This is a genomic window from Pseudorhizobium xiangyangii (assembly GCF_020531965.1).
Classification (GTDB): Bacteria; Pseudomonadota; Alphaproteobacteria; order Rhizobiales; family Rhizobiaceae; genus Neorhizobium; species Neorhizobium xiangyangii.
In genome coordinates this window covers 181,753-199,234 of the sequence record NZ_JAJAWH010000009.1, presented here as the reverse complement: position 1 = coordinate 199,234, position 17,482 = coordinate 181,753, and the positions used below count along the sequence as shown (strand labels likewise).

The window sequence follows — 17,482 nt, the reverse complement described above, 5'->3', positions numbered from 1 at the left end:
CGACAAGATCGACGAGAACCTTCGCGAAGCCATGGAAAGCAGAAGCAATCTAGCACCTGCTGCCTGAGTGAAAGAATGCCTTGGGTGCCAGGACAGGAACCCAAGGCGCCTGGCCCGTCCATGAACATCCGTGACCGCTCCATCCGATAGAACTCTGCCGGCCCCCGCTGGGCCCGGGTGCTTGGCGGCCCACTTAGTCTACTATCCCACTAGACATAATCTGGATTTGCACTAGCCTTTATCCCATGCAGCGGATGGAGGTAGCATGCTGGACCTGATCGACCGCAAGATCATTGCCGAACTGCAGCGCGATGCCACGCTATCGGTAGCGCAGATCGGCGAACGTGTCGGCCTTTCTCAAACGCCATGCTGGAAACGAATCCAAAAGCTCGAACAGGCCGGCATCATCCTCGGGCGGGTGGCTCTGGTCGCCCCGGAACGGATCGGCTTCGGACTGACGGTCTTCGTTGCCATCGAGGCATCGGACCACAGCCCGGCATGGCGCGACACTTTCCTCAGCACAATCGAGAGCATGCCGGAAGTCATGGAGCTCCATCGCATGGCAGGCGAAGTGGATTACATGCTCAGGGTCGCCGTTGCCGACATGGCTGCCTACGACGCCTTCTACAAGACGTTGACCGAAGCCGTGACGCTGAAGAACGTCACGTCGCACTTCGCCATGGAGCGGATGAAGAGTTCGACGGCGTACCCAATCGACACCGCCAAGCGATAGGAACCTTCTCCATGCCATCGGCGAAAGAGAAGAGAACCGCTCTCTGCGGCCCCTGTTTTGGAATGTACATTGTCTATCGGTTCGGTAGACTGATGTCAGACGTTTAAGGAATGTTCGATGGCGCAAACCATTACCATCCCTGGTCTGAACGACGGGCCACGGCCCGTTTATGCGCGGGCCAGCTCCCGCATCGTTCAATATCAAGCAGCGCAAGAGCTTTGTCCCTCGGCCGACAGGCCCACTGGACCCCACGGAAACATCGTGCGGCCTGCCATCAGGCAGCGCCTCGTATCTCAGATCGAGTTTCAAGGAGCTTCGCAACATGCATGACAGCAGACAGAAGTTCGACAAAGTCTTCGGATGGGCCGCCTTTCTGGCGTCCTACCTGCTCGTAGTCGTGCTGATCTCTCTTCCGTTTTCCGATCGCGGAACAAATGAGCAGCCTCAAACGTCGAAAGGGGAAATCGCGTCACTGCTGACGGATTGAAAGCAGTAGCAGAGCCATGCGGACCAGCCGTGGTTTGGGAGCAAAGGAGTGCTAAGATGCGCAGAGATTCTGGCGGCCAACAGAGCAGACACCTGTATGATGTAGAGAGATTTTCTCTTGCAAACATCCCAAAGGAAAATTCACTCGATGTTGTCAATGAAAGGCAAGTATGGGCTGAAGGCGCTCTATCATCTTGCCGGCCTGCCTCCCGGGGTCATGGCACAATCCATCGAGATTTCGGAAAAGCACGGGATTTCCAAGAAGTTCCTGGACGCAATTCTCGCAGATCTCAGGCACAGCGGCTTCGTGCAGACCCGCAAGGGGCGCGGAGGCGGCTATTGCCTGACCCGTTCACCGGACTCCATCATGGTGGGCCACGTGTTACGGGTGCTGGACGGGCCTTTGGCCCCGATCCACTGTGCCAGCCGGACGGCCTATCATCGCTGCCACGACTGCCCCGACGAGAACGCCTGCGCGGTTCGGCTCACCATGCTGGAAGTGCGCGAGGCGATCGCCGCCGTTCTGGACAACAAGTCCCTCACTGCGATGCGGCAAATGGTGGAGGACGAGAAGGCGGATCTCGACGAGGTGCTGGCGGCATCCTGATCCGTCAACGCCTCCTCGTCACGGTTTCGGAGGTGGTACGATGACCCTGCATGTCGCGATTATCGGAGGCGGCGCAAGCGGAACGCTCGCGGCCGCCCACCTGCTCAGGCGCAGGAGCAGCCCGGAAAGGCTGCGGATCACGCTCGTCGAAAGCCGCGAGGATGTGGGCTGCGGCATCGCCTATTCCACCGACCAGTCCAGTCACCTCCTCAATACCCGTGTCCACAACATGAGCGCCTTTCCCGAGGAGCCCGAACATTTCGCCCGCTGGCTGGAACGGCAAGGGCTGAGTTCCGGCGGTGGACTGGAGTTCGTGCCACGCAAGGTCTACGGTCGTTACCTTACCGAACTCATCGCCGCCGAGCCCAATGCGTCGGCAGTTCCACGGCTGCGCATCGTGAAGCAGGAATGCACCGGGCTGCGCCCCCATGAGCACGGAGTGGAAGTGGCGCTGTCCGATGGCACCGTGCTTCCCTCCCACTTCGCGATCCTCGCAACCGGCTATTGTCGCGACGGGCGTCACGAACCCGGGCTGGACGACCCCTGGTCCCGGCCCGAAAAGCATGACCTTGCTGCGCCGGTGGTTCTCGTCGGCACCGGCCTCACCATGGTCGACATGGTGATGTCGCTGCTGGATTCCGGCCAATCGGGACCGATCTATGCGCTCTCCCGGCGCGGCCTGCTGCCCCAGCCTCACAGGGTGACGAAACCGCTGAAGCTCTCGACTGCCGATATCCCCATCGGGACCAGCCTCGCCTACATGATGCACTGGCTGCGCTCCACAATCCGGTCGCACGAAACCGCGGGCGGAAACTGGCGCGACATCATCGATGGGCTGCGGCCGCATACGCAGATGCTCTGGCGCCATCTTCCGCACGAAAGCCGTGGGCGCTTCCTGCGGCATGCTTCCAGCCTGTGGGACACGCACCGTCACCGGATGCCCCCGGCATCGGCCGACCGCATCGCCGATGCACAGGCTTCCGGCCTGCTACGGATCATCAGGGGGCACTTCCAGGAGGCGCACAGGACGGCGCATGGTACGAACATCACCTATCGTCCGTCCGGCAGCAGGGAACCTCTGGTTCTGGAAGCCTCGCACGCAATCGACTGCCGCGGCTTCGGTCGCCTTTCGCTTCCCACAAAAAACCGGCTCATACAGTCTCTGCTGGACGATGGCCTTGCCCGTGTCGACACCCTGAAGCTTGGCCTGGATTTCGACAAGCACGACGCCCTGGTCGATGCGAACGGGTGCAGCACAGCCCGCGTCTTCGGTATCGGTCCGATCACACGCGGTTCTCATTGGGAAATTACCGCGGTTCCGGATATCCGCGAGCAGGCGGCCCGGCTGGCCGAGCTGCTGCTCGGCACTCCCGGGCTGAACGAATCCGCACCCCGTCGGGAAACCAATTAGGTCGCAAAGGGGAGAGGCAATCGTTCTCTCCCCTTCCCCGTTTGCGCTAAACCTCTTCTCTTTCCGCCAACAACAACGAAATGGACGCCAGCGGGCGAACGCGTTTAGTCTACCAATTCGATAGACTAAACGAAGGAGACGCCCCATGTCCAAGTTCGATATCGTCGGCCTCGCTGGCAGTTTCAGTGTGCCTTCCCGCACCAGAGGCCTCGTCGAAGAGGCTGTTGCACGCACGGTGGCCAGCTATGGCGGCCGTTCCAAGGTCATCGATCTTTCGCAGCTGGGACCGGACTTTGCAGCCGCACGCCATCTGAGCGATCTGACTGGTCCCGGGCGCGACGTTGTCGACCACATCGTCGAAGCAAGGGCGCTGATCGTTGCAACCCCGGTCTACAAGGGCAGTTATCCCGGGCTGTTCAAGCACCTCTTCGATCTCATCGAACCAACGGCACTTGTCGGCAAACCGGTTCTCCTGGCCGCGACCGGTGGAGGAGACAAGCACGCGCTGATCATCGAGCACCACCTGCGTCCGCTCTTTGCCTTCTTCGAGGCCCACACGCTTGCCACCGGTGTGTACGCCTCCGATCGCGACTTCATGGATGGCCAGCTTGCTTCCGCCAGTGTCACCGACAGACTGGACCGCGCCGTCTCGCAACTGGAGCCATATCTGAAACCGGACCTCAGGGAGCTGCCCTTCACCGCGAAAATCGAGCGCTGGCGCGGCAATGCCAACGCAGTCGCCGCCGTTTCGTGACGCACGTTTATCGATCCCATCAGGAGAATTCAGATATGACCCGACAGATCAGGCTTGGTGCTTTCCTGCCCGGCGGTGGGCAACACATCGCTTCATGGCGGCACCCGGACCAGCCGGCGGACGGCGCTACCAGCTTCGAATTCCACAAGCAGCTTGCACTGACGGCCGAACGCGGCCTGTTCGATGCCTATTTCCTGGCCGATGGCCTGGCCGTCTCCTTCGGCGGTGGCTCCGAAGGCGGCAGCGCCAAGGTGGCAGGGCTTGAACCGGTCACGCTCTTTTCCGCACTTGCGCCTCTCACCTCTCATATCGGTTTCATCGCGACGGCCTCCACCACCTACGAAGAGCCGTTCAACCTTGCCCGCAAGTTCGCGTCACTCGACCTCATTTCAGGCGGCCGGGCCGGCTGGAACGTCGTGACCACCGGCACGGAGGCTGCTGCCTATAACTTCAATCTCGACCAGCAGCATCCACACGCCTTCCGCTATGCCCGAGCGAAGGAGCATGTCGAGGTCGTCAAGAAGCTCTGGGAGAGCTTCGAGGATGACGCCTTCATCCGCGACAAGGAAAGCGGCGTGTTCTCCGATCTGGACAAGCTGCATAGCGCGGACCATCGCGGCGAACATTTCAAGGTCAAGGGCCCGCTCAACGTACCTCGCTCTCCGCAAGGTCACCCGGTCATCGTCCAGGCCGGCCAGTCGGAAGACGGTCGCGGGCTTGCCGCAGCGACGGCGGAAGTCATCTTCACCGCTCACCAGCGTCTGGATACGGCGCAGGAGTTTTACCGGGACATCAAGTCGCGAGCACAAGGTCTCGGCCGAGACCCGGGCCATATCCTGGTCATGCCTGGCGTCTCACCCTTCGTTGGCAGGACGGAAGAAGAGGCGCGCGAAAAGTACAATCGCCTCACGAGCCTCATCGTGGAGCAGGACGGGATCGCGCTGCTGAACGGACTGACCGGCGGAACACTCGACCTCAAGGGCTACGATCTAGACGGCCCGCTTCCACCAGCACCACCGACGGAGGGCATGAAGAGCCGCCAGACGCTAATCCGCCAGATCGCCGACGAGAACAATTTCACCATCCGTCAGCTCTACCAGTGGGTCGCCTCGGCGCGTGGCCATTTCACGGTCGTTGGGTCTGCGACGCAGATTGCCGACACGCTGCAGGAATGGTTCGAGAACGAGGCGGCCGACGGTTTCAACATCCTGCCGCCCTGGCTGCCGACGGCGCTGGAGGACTTCGTAGAGCTGGTCATCCCCGAGCTGCAGCGTCGCGGACTGTTCCGCACCGCTTACGAGGGTCGCACGCTGCGTGAGAACCTTGGGCTTCCCTACCCCCACAATCGCTGGACCACCGCGCGAACCGCGGTCCAGGCAGCCGAATGATCCGTGAACGGAGAGGATCCACCATGTCTATCATCGAGTCGGAACAGAGTGGCGCCTTCCGTCGGAGCAAATCCGACACGCCCTTTTCCGCGGGCCTCGCCGAGAAGGCCGTCGCCGGTCTTGCCCGGCTGGGGAGCCGCTACGGTGTACTCATCGCCTTCCTCGTCTTCTGGCAGGTTGCCAGTGAAGCGGGCTGGCTCAACCCGGCGGTCTTCCCGCCGCTCGACAAGATCATTTCGGCGCTCTGGAACGGTATCGCCGGCGGCTTCCTGCTGGACGATGTCGCCATCAGCCTGCAGCGTGCGGGCATCGCCTTCTCGGCCGCCGTCATCATCGGCATTCCACTTGGACTGTTCATGGGGCAGGTCAAGGCAGTCGAGCACAGCCTTGACCCCATTCTGCAGCTCTTCCGGCAGACCTCGGCTCTGGCCCTCTACCCGGTCTTCATCCTCCTGCTCGGGCTCGGAGAAGCGTCCAAGGTCTTCGTGATCTTCTGGGCAACACTGTTTCCCACCCTTCTGGCGACGATAGGCGGCGTCAAGCAGGCGGATCCGAAGCTGATCGAGATGGCTCGCGTCTACGGCGCCTCGCGGCTCACCATCTTCCGGCGCGTGGTACTGCCGGGCGCAGTGCCTTCCATCTTCGTCGGCCTGCGACTCAGCGCAACCACCGCCCTGCTCCTCCTGATCGCCGCCGAGATGATCGGCGCCAATAGCGGCGTCGGCTTCCAGGTCATGAATGCCCAGTACAACTTCCAGATCCCCCTGATGTTCGCTGCGATCCTGCTGCTGGCAATCCTGGGGCTCGGCGCGAACTACGCGCTCGAACGCCTGCAAGGCAGGCTCTGCCGCTGGAACCAGCTCAGCCGCTGACTGCTCCGTTTCCAATTTTGATCGAAAGGCTTCACCGTCATGAAAATCACCCGCAGATCCCTCAACTCCCTGGCACTTCATTCAGCCATCGCACTACTGGCAACGACCACCCTCTTCGGCGCGGCCAAAGCCGCCGAAGAAGCCACGACGATCCGCTTCCTTGGCAGTCATGGAGGCGTCTCGGCCCACGAACTGGCCGAGGAACTTGGCTATTTCGAAGGCACGGGGATCGTGCTTGAAAACATTGGCTATGCCGGCGGCGGGCCTGAATCTCTCTTCGCACTGGCGTCCGGTAGCGTCGAACTCGGCAGCGCGGCGACTGCCGCGGTCCTCAACTCCATCGCAGGCGGCAACGACTTCGTGGCGGCCTATCCCAGCAACGGGATCAATGCCGAGGTTCAAAGCATCTTCTACGTGCTCGAGGACAGCCCGATCCAGTCGATCAAGGATATCGTCGGAAAGACCGTTGCGGTGAATACGCTTGGCGCCCATCTCGACTACACCGTGCGGGAAGCCCTGCATGCCGAGGGCCTGGCCGAAAATGCCGCACGCCTAGTCGTCGTTCCAGGCCCGCAACTGGAGCAGGTCCTGCGCTCCAAGCAGGTGGACGTCTCGGCATTCGGCTACTGGCAGACGACCTTCGAGGGTGCCGCGCGCAAGGTGGGCGGTCTGCGCCCGATCTTCGGCGATACGAGCGTGCTCGGCGAGATCGCAGGCGGCTTCGTGGTACTGCGGCGCGACTGGACGGAAGAGCATCCGCAAGCTGCCAAGACATTCGTCGACGCCTCTGCCAAGGCGCTCGATTTCGCCCGCGAGAACCCGGACAAAACCAAGGAAGTCCTCGCGCGCGTCCTGAAAGAGCGCGGCGAAAACCCTGAAATCGCACAATATTTCGCGGGCTATGGCGTGCGTCCGGGCGGCCGTGCGGTCGATCGCGACGTCCAGTTCTGGATCGACGTCCTCGTCCGGGAGGGCAAGCTCTCCGAAGGCCAGCTCAAGGCGGAGGACATTCTCTATGCACCCGCTGCCGAGACGGTTGCGAGCGGAGGCTGATCATGACGCAAGGACAGGCAAGCGGGCGCGGCGAGGTCTCCATCCGGGACCTCTCCAAATCCTTCTCCCTCAACGGCCGCGCACTGAATGTGCTGCGCGGCCTCGATCTTCATGTCGAAAGCGGCCAGTGCCTGGCAATCGTCGGCGCCAGCGGCTCGGGCAAGACGACCCTGCTGCGCATCCTGGCGGGGCTCGAGGCTGCCGATTCCGGCGACGTTCTTGTCGACGGAGCGCCTATCCACGGCGTGGGATCCGAACGTGCGGTGATCTTCCAGGAGCCGCGCCTGCTGCCCTGGCTGACGGTAATCCGGAACGTTGCCTTCCCGCTTGAGGTGCGCGGCGTTTCAGCCACGGAGGCCGCCGACCGTGCCCGCCACTACCTGCGCCTCGTGGGGCTTCTGGATTTTTCGGAAGCCTATCCCGCCCAGCTTTCCGGCGGCATGGCACAGCGCGTGGGCATCGCGCGGGCGCTTGCGGTACAGCCGGAACTGCTGTTGCTCGACGAGCCCCTGGGCGCGCTCGATGCAATGACAAAGATGACCATGCAGGAGGAACTCACCCGGATATGGTCCGAGGAGCACGTCACCATGGTCCTTGTTACCCATGATCTGGAGGAAGCGGTCTATCTCGCCGACCGCGTACTGGTCCTGCCCAAACACAAGGGCGGTGTGATCCGGACGATCGACGTGGATCTCCCGCGCCCTCGGGATCGGAGCGAGCCACGCTTTGTGGCGCTCCGCCAGTCCCTGCTGGCCGAATTCGGCCTGCATTGATCTGAAATCTCTTCACGCCATAGCACCGTGAAGTCGTAACAGCTGACTGAACCAGGCCCCCCTATCTGCAGCGGCCCGAAACCTTAAAGGTTCCGGGCCGCCTTAGTATGTGATGGTCACCAAGCGTCTCAAGACGCCTGCTCGACTGTCGATTTATCAGCCTTAGCTCGCGCCGGGCTGCACCACAGGAACCCTAGGCAGGTAGCGGTAGGCCATGCGATTTTGCCGCACGAGAACACTCATCATGCGGGCGGCGGTCCCGAATGTCATCTCGTTAAGCGGCCCATCGCCCTCCCACGGCTTGGAGAGGCGATCGGTGATCTCACCGACCAGATGAGACGGCAGAATATCGGTACACCCTCGCATGTGGACGAATATTTCCCCGATCGAAACGACTCCATCTGCCGATTCGACCACGGGCTCATTCTCGCCGATCGACCAATCATCGAACGCAAACAACGCTTCGCGGAACAAGTTATGCAAGGTAATTGGCGCATGGCCATCAGAGAGGTGTGGCAAGGTCATCATGATCTGTCTCCTTCTCACGTTGCGGATCACAACACCGGAAAACCCCAGCGGCTCCAACTCTACTGAACAAGTAGAGAAATACCAGCGAAAGATCGCGGTCGGGAAGCAGCGTTTATGCCGGCCGGCCTTCCGTATTCAACCATGGTTCGAACCGGGCCGAGGCCCGTTGGTATGGGCGATTACCGCAGGCCTCAATCCGGCTCAAACTTATCATTTTCTATCTTTTTTATAGAATGACTGTTCTTTATGAGGCTGCTCCCTGTGCGAGCATATGCCCCATCAAGTAAACTGAGCTGGGGACTGAAGATCATGACTTTTTTTTCGACCATCAAGCGTTTTGCTGCCGGAAGCCTCGGAGCCTTGCTCCTCAGTGGTACGGCAATGGCATCGGAAGCGCTTGTCGACGCCAATTGGCTGCAGGACAACCTTTCCAATCCGAAGGTTCGCATATTTGAGGTCAGCGTGGACACGGGTGTCTACGAACGCGGGCACATTCCGGGCGCCGCTCATCTCAATTGGCACACCGATCTGGTCGATCCTGAAAAACGGGATATCGCAAGCCGCGAGGCGTTCGAGAAGGTGCTCCGGGATGCTGGCGTCGACAAGGACACCACGATTGTCCTCTACGGCGACAACAACAACTGGTTTGCTGCCTGGGGTGCATGGATTTTTGAGGTCTATGGGCTTGGCGACCAGGTCAAACTGCTGGACGGCGGGCGGAAGCTCTGGGAAGCAAAGGGACTGCCTCTCGATACGGCTGCAGTCGACCATGAGGATTCTACGCTTGAGCTTGCGGAGCGCGACAATGCTGTTCGTGCGCGCTTCGTCGATGTGGTCGCCGTTGCAGAAGGCAAGCATGACGTCAAGCTGGTGGATATTCGCTCCGCCGACGAATATTCCGGCAAGATCTTCGCGCCCGAAGGCGTGAAGGAACTGTCGGTTCGGGCAGGTCACATACCGAACGCTGTCAATGTTCCTTGGGGCACGATCGTCAACGAGGACGGCACATTCAAGAGCGCCGACGAGATCAAGGCTATCTACGCCGGGAAAGGTATCGACGGCACCGCGCCGGTGATCACCTACTGCCGCATTGGCGAGCGCTCCAGCCACACGTGGTTCGCGTTGAAGAAGATCCTTGGCTATGACGTCAGGAACTATGACGGATCATGGACGGAATACGGCAACGCAGTCGGTGTTCCGGTGACCAACCTCGCCGGCACTGTATGGACCGGAAAATAATCAGGCTCTCTTCGTTTTGAGCCGATGGATCGCCGAAGCGGCCGGACTGAAGTCCGTCCGCTTCGCCATTTCACCGTTTTGCTGATTTCGTGCCAATGACCTTTGCCCGCCTCGCCTCCGTCGCCATTCTTGGCGCAATCATCCTCTCCGGCATCCTGCTTGCGGCAGACGCGCAAGGGAGAGTGCTTTCGTACTCGCTGCTCGCCGGTGCAGCGTTCGGAATCGTATTGCAGAGAGGACGCTTCTGCTTTCTCTGTAACCTGCGCGATTTCGTGGAGAAACGAGACCCGTCCGGGCTGACCGCCATCCTGGTCGCGCTTGCTGCCGGCATCGTGCTCTATCAGGTCGTCCTGGGTGCCTGGGTTCCGGTTCCACAGCCGGGCCGCCTGCCGCCGACCGCCCATATCGGCCCTGTCGGCGTCGTACTTGCTCTCGCCGCACTGACCTTCGGTGTCGGCATGGCCATTTCGGGCTCCTGCCTTTCCGCACACTTCTATCGTCTTGGAGAGGGAGCATTCGGCTCTCTCGCCGCACTTCTGGGGGCGGCTTTGGGCTTCCTTGCCGGCTTTGCAAGCTGGAACACCCTTTACACCCTGACGGTCTATGATGACCCGGCCGTGTGGCTGCCGGAAAGGGTTGGATATGCCGGCGCAACCCTTGGCGCCCTTGCGGTGCTCGGCCTGCTCACAGCACTCGTGCTTCGGCTTGGACGCGTTGCCAAGGCGGATCCATTGCCGCCCACTACGGCTTCCACCGTATTCGAAGCCGTATTCGTTCAGCGATGGCCGCCGGTAACGACAGGCATCCTCATCGCCGCCATCAGCGCCTTCTCCTATCTGCGTGTCGCACCGCTTGGCGTGACCGCGGAACTTGGCAGCCTTGTCCGAACCGCAGCGGCATCGACAGGGCTTGTGCCCCAGACGCTCGTGGGACTCGACACGGTGCGGGGCTGCATCAGTGCGATCAAAACCGCCATTCTCTCACCGAACGGCGTCTTCGTCGGCGGCCTTGTTGCCGCAAGCTTCGCATCGTCGCTGCTCGCAGGCCGGTTTCAACCGTCCTGGCCGAGCATGGGCGGACTTGCGACCCGTTTCCTCGGCGGCGTGCTGATGGGCTGGGGTGCGATGACCGGCCTTGGATGCACCGTAGGGGTATTGCTTTCAGGTATCCACGCCGGCGCACTTTCCGGATGGGTCTTCCTCGTTTTCTGCACGGTCGGAGCCTGGGCGGTAATGTCGGTTCAGAAATACGCATCGCAGCGGCGATGATGTCCATGCTCTGAGAGAACCAGACCTTCGGACGTAGAATGAAATTCCCTTTATCTTCACGTAGTCAGAATGCTTGCCTTGGTATTGGAGCATCCAGCCACATCGTTAGTTCTTTCTTCCAGAAACCCTAACCTGTCGCTTGAACCTGGCCCTGATTAGTCTATCTTGGCTGTAGACAATGCCACGGCGAGGATTTTCTCATGACCGCAATCAAATCGGTAAAACTGCGCACCACCTCGTTTCCCACCGCCATGGCATTTTGTTGTCTCTCCATGTCGCGAATGCGGGTTTCGCAAAATCGAAACCAGACAAGCTTCCAACGACAGTGGCCTGACAGGCGGAGAAACGACAATGCAAAAGCAAGTCATTGAATACGGCGGCCTACCCGTCGGGATAGTTGTCCCTCAGGACGACACACTTCGATTTATCGCAGTTAAATTTCATGTCATCGACCTGGACAACCAGCGTTTCAGGAGCGTCGATGAATTGAGAACCGCCATAGGCAACCACATGGCGCAAACCGCAGCGATTGCTGCCTGACGGGCGGCAGCGGAATTGGGTCGGAGCTTTCCCACAGTGCAGCTCCGGCCCGCTAAGTCCAAGGGGAAGAGCCTCATCCGACAGAACAGCGATGAAAGAGCATACTGTCTGCGATCCGGCCGCAGATTAGGAAATCTGCATCACGCTGTACTTGCGAATTGAAGGTTTATTTCTTTCCGTCGCGGTTCAAGCGTGGCTAAATGCCCCATTAGACCCGAACGCTCAATCAGTCATGGAACTCACAGGAGTGTTGCGATGAGCAACGTTTTCCATCTCGCTGCAAAGATCCGTGCGGTTCCTCCCTACCTTGCAACGGAAGACGAAGCGATCGAGGTGGCCAAAGCCATCGCTGAGCGTATTGCTACGAGATCAAACCACAGGGGCCACGACCGGATACTGCCGTATGACAAGATGGCTCTCGTCGCTCAGTCCGGACTTCTGGGGGTGACGGTGTCCTCCGAGTATGGGGGCACAGATATATCCAACGCATCACTGGCGGAACTGATTGCGATCCTTTCCGAGGCCGATAGTTCGGTCGGGCAAATTCCTCAGAGCCATTTTTATATTCTCGAAGCGCTGCGACTGGCCGGCAGCGACGCGCAAAAGCAGTACTTCTTCGCTCGAGCGCTTGCCGGGGAATATTTTGCCGACGTGCTGACGGAAGCCGAACCGACAGCTTCAGAAGACATTGCGATCCGCCTGATACCGGACGGTGTCGGCTATCGTATTTCCGGCCGCGGATATTGCTCGCCCGGCGCCTTGTTCGCCGATTGGATGGCGATCTTCTGCCTGGACCCACAGAACCGGATCGTGATGGCGATCGTTCCGCGCCAGACAGAAGGTTTGGCCATTGTCGACGAGGGACATGTCCTCAGTCCGCGGGCGGCCGCAAGAGGTGGCGTCGTCATTGACAATATCTATGTCTCGCAGGATGCGGTGATCGACCACTACCGTAACTTCGAGCGGCACGTACCGCTCGGCGCGCTCGGCCAGCTTTTGCTGGCAGCCGTCGACCTCGGGATCGCGCGTTCTAGTTTTGCTGAGATGATCCGACTTCTGCGTACGGGAGAACGTGGCAGTGGCCGCCCTGAGACCGGGGCGACGAGCGGAGATCAGCTGACGATCGCTCGAACAGGATCCATCGCGATAAAGATAGAAGCGGCGTGCGCGCTCCTCGAACGAGCCGGCCGTAAGGTCGATGTGGCACAGATCGACCAATCACAGGAAACGGCGATCGAGGCCTCGATTGCGGTCGCCGCGGCGAAAGCCCTGACCGCCGATGCCGCCCTTGAGGCGAACCGCAGCCTCGACGAACTGGCGGATCCTTCGCCGAGCAAGGGGGAGCCGGGCCTGGATTGCCATTGGTCTGATGCCCGGATGCACACGCTGCATGATCCGGTTCGCTGGAAACATTACGCCATCGGCGACTTTCACCTGAACGGCAAGGTACCGCGTCCGAACGGCCAGTTCTAAGAACGATCAACCGTTCGAAACGTCGTCCAGCAAGGCGTTCGACCGCTTTGCGACCATCTGCTCGAGCGTCATGTTGTCGAGCACGAATGCAATCGCATCACGAACTTCAGTCATGGAATGGCGGATCTGGCAGTCTTCCGGGTGATTGCAGTCGTCACAGGCTTCGAAGGCTGTCTTGCTGGCGCAGCGGATGGGTGCAAGTGGCCCGTCCAGAATTCGAACGGCGTGGCCGACATAAATCTCGGAAGCCGGCTTGGACAAGGCATAGCCACCGCCAGGGCCCTTCTTGGACCGCAGGATGCCACCCTTGCGCAATTCAAGCAGGATGGCATCGAGGAATTTCTTGGAGATATTATTCTGAACTGCGATCTCGCTTACAAAGGCAGTCTTTCCAGGCTCCAGCTGAGCGAGGTGAACAAGGGCTTTCAGCCCATATTTTCCTTTTTTTGTAAGCATCGAGAGTACGAAACCTGCCTGCCTTGTGATCCGACAGCGCATTGCCGTCAGTATCCCACCGATACAAGACCGGAACGCAAGGTTCAATTGTCCTGAATGCGTCGAAACACAATCTTTCGTAGGTTCTCAAGCGCATGGACAAGGCTAGAGAGCTTGCTGGACAGGCGACCGAAACCGTCGAGGAAGACCGGCAAGCCTGCTTCCGATCAGACGCTCGAAGAAGCCGTAACCTTCCTCCCATCGCCCAAACCCGCTGGCGACATTGATATGACCAGCAAAGCCGATAGTCGCCAGATCGCTGCCCCAGCATTTGACGTGCCGTTCGAGCTCCCGAACATTCATATACGGATCGTTGAGACTTCCAACGACGAGGCTGGGGAATGGCAACCGCGCCAACGGGGCATCACCAAACTCGATCATGCAGGGATGAAGCCTCAACGTAACGTCCAGAGAACACGGCGCCACCAGCAACGCGCCCCGGATTTTCTCGGATAAGGCCCTTCTGCCATAGCTTGCGGCCAGCAGGCACCCAAGACTGTGCGCGACCAGAAAGACACCATCCGATCGAGACAGGACCTTGTCCAACTGGTGCTGCCAGTCCTCAAGAACGGGGCAATCCCAATCCTCCTGCTCCAGGATCGATGCATGAGGATGGTCATCTACCCAAAACTGCTGCCAATGCCCCGCCGGCGACCCTTTGAAACCCGGTAGAATAAGCGTTTGATACATCGCATCCTCCGACAACTTGAGACCCTCAAAGTTTAGCGGGACGCGAAAAATTGGCAGGCAACACGCAACCATAATCTAGTGAAACAGTAGATTATTATGCTCGGGGATTCTGCCTATGCTCCCTGGCCGGCGGACAGATCGCGCAGTCCTCGCGGCAGGGCATTCATGCATTCCACACCGATCTCGGTCACCAGGAACTGATCCTCGATCATCAGGGCGCCCAGCCCCTGCCCGTAGAAAGGCGCCTCCAGCGCTACGACCATGTTCGGACGAAGAATTTCCTGATTGTCGCTGGAGAAGAAGGGCCACTCCTCGATGCCGACACCGCCGCCGACCGAATGGCCGAAATGGCCACGGTAGTATTCGCCAAATCCACTCTTGCGCATCGCGGCCAGCATGGCAGCATGCACCGCGCCAAATGAGTTGCCCGGACGGAGCTTCTCGAGCCCGGCAGCGAACGCATTTTCCAGCGCCTTGAAGACGTCGCGCGCCAGTGGCGAGGCCGGCCCATAGGTGAATGTCCGTGCTCCGTCGGAAGAATAGCCATCGACCAGCGTCCCGACATCCGCCTTTATCAGCGCGCCCGGCGTCACCACCGCCGACATGTCCGAAAGGTCCGGACCGACGGAAATGAAGTCCCAATGACCGCTCAATGCATAGCCGTCTTCGGTGGCAGCGGCATTTGCTCCCGCCTTCCAGGCCGCCGACAGCTCAGGCAGCGTCGTTCCCGGCTTTACTGCCGAAGCCATCCGCACCAAGCCGGCTACCGCGGCCTTGGTCGCGCGGCGCAACCGCTGGATTTCGCGGGGCGTCTTCACCATTCTCAGACGTCGAAACGCCAGCGATCCATCCAGCCACGTTACCTGTGGCAATGCCCGCCTGAGAGCCTCGAAATCTGCCGCGGGCATGAATTCCAGATCGACGCCGATCCTTTCCCGGTCAAGCCCTCGTTCCTTGAGAAGATCGCCGAGCAGGCCGAAGCAGACGGATCGGTCAAACGTCTCGGGCCGAGAACCGCCGACACCGGAGCGACGGTAGGCGTCATCGACCTGCTGCACCGTCTCCACGCCGGTGAGGTTGGCCATGTCGATCCATATTCGATGGGTTCGAAGCTCCACCTCCGGCGCCAGCCGGCGGAACGCATCCGCAGCGTGATCGCTGGCCACTGCGGCAATGGATGTGGTGGCGTGCGAAGGAACCAGCGCGATCGCGGAACCTGCCCGGCCCCACATGGTCGCGACACCTGCCGGCGCACCAGTTGCGTAGCGAAATGCTTCAGGCTGAAAGAGCACCAATGCGGCGAGCCCTGCCTCTTCCATCAACTGCTGCGCATACTGCCGGTCGATATCGCTCATGCCAGACCCTCATCCATAGCCTCAGGGATTTAGCCATGTCCGGATCAAAGCACCAGCAAGGCTGGAACAAAATTTCTCCTGGCCGCGAGCCGGGCGAAGAGCGTTTCCCGGCGACGGCAAAAATCGTCGCAGGACACCGTTACAGCAAGGGGAGGCTTAAGCTATTCTCCGCCAACCATAGCATGGCCGCAAAGGCCCCTCGCCCTAGGAGTTTCGAAATGACCGGTTTGACGACCCATGCGGGCGCAATCCTCAAGATCAGCCGACGCAATGCCCGGACCATGACGGCGGCGGCGTTGCTATTTGGCGCACTCGCCGCAGGATCGGTACAGGCGCAGGACTTCGACGCCGACGCGACGATCAACATCGGTTCGCTCTACGAGCCGCAGAACCTCGACAACACCGCAGGCGCCGGCCAAGGCATCAATGAAGCTTTCAACAGCAACGTCTACGAGGCGCTGTTTCAACTGAACGACGACGGCACCGTAAAGCCGGTCCTGGCGAAGGACTATACGGTGAGCGATGATGGCCTCACCTACACGTTCACCCTGCAGCCGGGCGTCGCCTTCCATTCCGGCGACCCACTCACCGCGAAGGACGTAAAGTTCTCGATCGAACGCGTCACGTCGGCTGAATCCAAGAGCTCGCGGAAAAACAGCTTGAAGTCGATCGCCGCCATCGAGACACCCGACGATGCGACCGTGGTGATCAAGCTGTCCGCCCGCTCGATATCGCTCCCCTACAACCTGAGCTACGTCTGGATTGTCAACGATACGGCGACCGACCTGACGGCTACGGAAGACGGCACCGGACCCTACCAGCTCGAAGACTGGCGTCGCGGCTCATCGCTCGCACTTGCCCGCTTCGACAGCTATTGGGGCACGAAACCAAGCAGTGCCGACGTCGTCTTCCAGTATTTCACCGAGGCGACCGCGCTCAACAACGCGTTGCTGACGGGCTCCGTCGACATCATCACGTCGGTCCAGAGCCCGGATTCGCTGGCGCAGTTCAAGGACAACCCTGACTTCACGGTCTCCGAAGGCCAATCCACGACAAAGCTGCTGCTGGCCTACAACGACCGCGTCGCTCCGTTCGACAACATCAAGGTCCGCAAGGCGCTTGCCCGTGCGGTGGACGACCAGAAGCTGCTCAATGCGGTATGGGGCGACTACGGCACTTCGATCGGCTCGATGGTTCCGCCCACAGATCCCTGGTACATCGACCTTACAAAGACCGACGCCTATGACCCGGAGAGCGCCAAGGCGCTGCTGGCCGAGGCCGGTTACCCGGACGGCTTCACCTTCACCATCGACACGCCGAACTACGACCCTCATCCGATCGCCGCGCAGTTCCTGCAGACGGAGCTCGCCAAGGTCGGCGTCACGGTGAACATCAATGTCATCACCGCCAACGAATGGTACTCGAAGATCTACAAGGCGCATGACTTCCAGGCGACCCTGCAGGAACACGTCAACCACCGCGACATCGTCTTTTACGGCAATCCCGACTTCTACTGGGGCTACAACAACCCGAAGGTCGTCGACCTGATCCAGCAGGCCGAAGCGAGCGCCAACACCGACGAGCAGACGGAAAAGCTGAAGGAAGCCAACCGGATCATTGCCGAGGATGCTGCCAGCAACTGGATCTATCTCTATCCGCAAATCGTCGTCTCGGCGAAGTCGGTTACGGGTTATCCGTTAAACGGACTGAATTCGCAGTTCTTCGTGTCAGGCATCAAGAAGGCCGATTGAACCAGGTCTCCCCTTCGGCAAAGTCATAACCCGCGCTATATAGTTGACCGTCCGGTTCCACACCGG

General features: G+C 60.3%; 18 protein-coding genes. 14 read left to right on the top strand and 4 right to left on the bottom strand.

Features of this window, described 5'->3' with window-relative positions:
- Window positions 1-265: 265 nt before the first annotated feature.
- From LH464_RS10600 to LH464_RS10560, 9 genes are all read left to right on the top strand, one after another.
- Window positions 266-733, top strand: a complete 468-nt coding sequence (locus LH464_RS10600) for an Lrp/AsnC family transcriptional regulator (RefSeq protein WP_226786335.1) — start codon at window positions 266-268, stop codon at window positions 731-733.
- A 322-nt stretch (window positions 734-1,055) separates the two neighbouring features.
- Window positions 1,056-1,220 carry a hypothetical protein gene (locus LH464_RS10595; RefSeq protein WP_226786334.1) on the top strand — a complete coding sequence of 55 codons (165 nt, stop codon included), beginning with the start codon at window positions 1,056-1,058 and terminating at the stop codon, window positions 1,218-1,220.
- 147 nt (window positions 1,221-1,367) lie between these two features.
- Entirely contained in the window at window positions 1,368-1,826 is a 459-nt protein-coding gene (locus LH464_RS10590) for an RrF2 family transcriptional regulator (RefSeq protein ID WP_226786333.1), read from the top strand.
- 40 nt (window positions 1,827-1,866) lie between these two features.
- Window positions 1,867-3,237, top strand: coding sequence for an FAD/NAD(P)-binding protein (locus LH464_RS10585; protein WP_226786332.1), 1,371 nt, complete (start codon window positions 1,867-1,869; stop codon window positions 3,235-3,237).
- A 145-nt stretch (window positions 3,238-3,382) separates the two neighbouring features.
- The gene (gene msuE, locus LH464_RS10580; RefSeq protein ID WP_226786331.1) at window positions 3,383-3,991 is read left to right on the top strand and encodes an FMN reductase; all 609 of its coding nucleotides are present in this window, start codon (window positions 3,383-3,385) and stop codon (window positions 3,989-3,991) included.
- Between the two features lie 35 nt (window positions 3,992-4,026).
- A complete protein-coding gene (locus tag LH464_RS10575; protein WP_226786330.1) occupies window positions 4,027-5,379 on the top strand; it encodes an LLM class flavin-dependent oxidoreductase in 1,353 nt (450 codons plus the stop codon).
- Window positions 5,380-5,402: 23 nt separating this feature from the next.
- The gene (locus tag LH464_RS10570) at window positions 5,403-6,251 is read left to right on the top strand and encodes an ABC transporter permease (protein ID WP_226786329.1); all 849 of its coding nucleotides are present in this window, start codon (window positions 5,403-5,405) and stop codon (window positions 6,249-6,251) included.
- Between the two features lie 39 nt (window positions 6,252-6,290).
- Window positions 6,291-7,304 carry an ABC transporter substrate-binding protein gene (locus LH464_RS10565; protein WP_226786328.1) on the top strand — a complete coding sequence of 338 codons (1,014 nt, stop codon included), beginning with the start codon at window positions 6,291-6,293 and terminating at the stop codon, window positions 7,302-7,304.
- A gap of 2 nt (window positions 7,305-7,306) precedes the next feature.
- On the top strand, window positions 7,307-8,077 hold the full coding sequence (locus tag LH464_RS10560) for an ABC transporter ATP-binding protein (RefSeq protein WP_226786327.1): 771 nt from the start codon (window positions 7,307-7,309) through the stop codon (window positions 8,075-8,077).
- Between the two features lie 162 nt (window positions 8,078-8,239).
- Here LH464_RS10560 and LH464_RS10555 read toward each other — a convergent pair whose 3' ends face one another.
- Window positions 8,240-8,605: a hypothetical protein gene (locus LH464_RS10555; RefSeq protein WP_226786326.1), complete on the bottom strand. Its 366-nt coding sequence runs from the start codon at window positions 8,603-8,605 to the stop codon at window positions 8,240-8,242.
- 309 nt (window positions 8,606-8,914) lie between these two features.
- Between LH464_RS10555 and LH464_RS10550 the strand changes: the two genes are divergently transcribed.
- The 4 genes from LH464_RS10550 to LH464_RS10535 all read left to right on the top strand — a co-directional run bounded on the left by LH464_RS10550 (window position 8,915) and on the right by LH464_RS10535 (window position 13,125).
- Window positions 8,915-9,844 carry a sulfurtransferase gene (locus LH464_RS10550; RefSeq protein ID WP_390624964.1) on the top strand — a complete coding sequence of 310 codons (930 nt, stop codon included), beginning with the start codon at window positions 8,915-8,917 and terminating at the stop codon, window positions 9,842-9,844.
- A gap of 95 nt (window positions 9,845-9,939) precedes the next feature.
- Complete coding sequence (locus tag LH464_RS10545; protein ID WP_226786325.1) at window positions 9,940-11,112, top strand: YeeE/YedE family protein; 1,173 nt, start codon at window positions 9,940-9,942, stop codon at window positions 11,110-11,112.
- A gap of 351 nt (window positions 11,113-11,463) precedes the next feature.
- Window positions 11,464-11,652 carry a hypothetical protein gene (locus LH464_RS10540; protein WP_226786324.1) on the top strand — a complete coding sequence of 63 codons (189 nt, stop codon included), beginning with the start codon at window positions 11,464-11,466 and terminating at the stop codon, window positions 11,650-11,652.
- A gap of 255 nt (window positions 11,653-11,907) precedes the next feature.
- Window positions 11,908-13,125 carry an acyl-CoA dehydrogenase family protein gene (locus LH464_RS10535; protein WP_226786323.1) on the top strand — a complete coding sequence of 406 codons (1,218 nt, stop codon included), beginning with the start codon at window positions 11,908-11,910 and terminating at the stop codon, window positions 13,123-13,125.
- 6 nt (window positions 13,126-13,131) lie between these two features.
- Here LH464_RS10535 and LH464_RS10530 read toward each other — a convergent pair whose 3' ends face one another.
- The 3 genes from LH464_RS10530 to LH464_RS10520 form a co-directional block, all read right to left on the bottom strand.
- Window positions 13,132-13,581, bottom strand: coding sequence for an RrF2 family transcriptional regulator (locus LH464_RS10530; protein WP_226786322.1), 450 nt, complete (start codon window positions 13,579-13,581; stop codon window positions 13,132-13,134).
- Window positions 13,582-13,725: 144 nt separating this feature from the next.
- Entirely contained in the window at window positions 13,726-14,310 is a 585-nt protein-coding gene (locus LH464_RS10525; protein WP_226786321.1) for an RBBP9/YdeN family alpha/beta hydrolase, read from the bottom strand.
- A 113-nt stretch (window positions 14,311-14,423) separates the two neighbouring features.
- Window positions 14,424-15,665 (bottom strand): M24 family metallopeptidase, encoded by a 1,242-nt coding sequence (locus LH464_RS10520; RefSeq protein WP_226786320.1) that lies wholly within the window; start codon window positions 15,663-15,665, stop codon window positions 14,424-14,426.
- Between the two features lie 281 nt (window positions 15,666-15,946).
- Here LH464_RS10520 and LH464_RS10515 point away from each other — a divergent pair, with 281 nt between their 5' ends.
- A complete protein-coding gene (locus tag LH464_RS10515; protein ID WP_226786352.1) occupies window positions 15,947-17,416 on the top strand; it encodes an ABC transporter substrate-binding protein in 1,470 nt (489 codons plus the stop codon).
- Window positions 17,417-17,482: the final 66 nt, after the last annotated feature.

Bases quoted from the DNA above. Each gene is read 5' to 3' on its own strand.
- LH464_RS10600 (WP_226786335.1), top strand. From the start codon at position 266: ATGCTGGACCTGATCGACCGCAAGATCATTGCCGAACTGCAGCGCGAT.
- LH464_RS10595 (WP_226786334.1), top strand. From the start codon at position 1,056: ATGCATGACAGCAGACAGAAGTTCGACAAAGTCTTCGGATGGGCCGCC.
- LH464_RS10590 (WP_226786333.1), top strand. From the start codon at position 1,368: ATGTTGTCAATGAAAGGCAAGTATGGGCTGAAGGCGCTCTATCATCTT.
- LH464_RS10585 (WP_226786332.1), top strand. From the start codon at position 1,867: ATGACCCTGCATGTCGCGATTATCGGAGGCGGCGCAAGCGGAACGCTC.
- msuE (WP_226786331.1), top strand. From the start codon at position 3,383: ATGTCCAAGTTCGATATCGTCGGCCTCGCTGGCAGTTTCAGTGTGCCT.
- LH464_RS10575 (WP_226786330.1), top strand. From the start codon at position 4,027: ATGACCCGACAGATCAGGCTTGGTGCTTTCCTGCCCGGCGGTGGGCAA.
- LH464_RS10570 (WP_226786329.1), top strand. From the start codon at position 5,403: ATGTCTATCATCGAGTCGGAACAGAGTGGCGCCTTCCGTCGGAGCAAA.
- LH464_RS10565 (WP_226786328.1), top strand. From the start codon at position 6,291: ATGAAAATCACCCGCAGATCCCTCAACTCCCTGGCACTTCATTCAGCC.
- LH464_RS10560 (WP_226786327.1), top strand. From the start codon at position 7,307: ATGACGCAAGGACAGGCAAGCGGGCGCGGCGAGGTCTCCATCCGGGAC.
- LH464_RS10555 (WP_226786326.1), bottom strand. From the start codon at position 8,605: ATGATGACCTTGCCACACCTCTCTGATGGCCATGCGCCAATTACCTTG.
- LH464_RS10550 (WP_390624964.1), top strand. From the start codon at position 8,915: ATGACTTTTTTTTCGACCATCAAGCGTTTTGCTGCCGGAAGCCTCGGA.
- LH464_RS10545 (WP_226786325.1), top strand. From the start codon at position 9,940: ATGACCTTTGCCCGCCTCGCCTCCGTCGCCATTCTTGGCGCAATCATC.
- LH464_RS10540 (WP_226786324.1), top strand. From the start codon at position 11,464: ATGCAAAAGCAAGTCATTGAATACGGCGGCCTACCCGTCGGGATAGTT.
- LH464_RS10535 (WP_226786323.1), top strand. From the start codon at position 11,908: ATGAGCAACGTTTTCCATCTCGCTGCAAAGATCCGTGCGGTTCCTCCC.
- LH464_RS10530 (WP_226786322.1), bottom strand. From the start codon at position 13,581: ATGCTTACAAAAAAAGGAAAATATGGGCTGAAAGCCCTTGTTCACCTC.
- LH464_RS10525 (WP_226786321.1), bottom strand. From the start codon at position 14,310: ATGTATCAAACGCTTATTCTACCGGGTTTCAAAGGGTCGCCGGCGGGG.
- LH464_RS10520 (WP_226786320.1), bottom strand. From the start codon at position 15,665: ATGAGCGATATCGACCGGCAGTATGCGCAGCAGTTGATGGAAGAGGCA.
- LH464_RS10515 (WP_226786352.1), top strand. From the start codon at position 15,947: ATGACGGCGGCGGCGTTGCTATTTGGCGCACTCGCCGCAGGATCGGTA.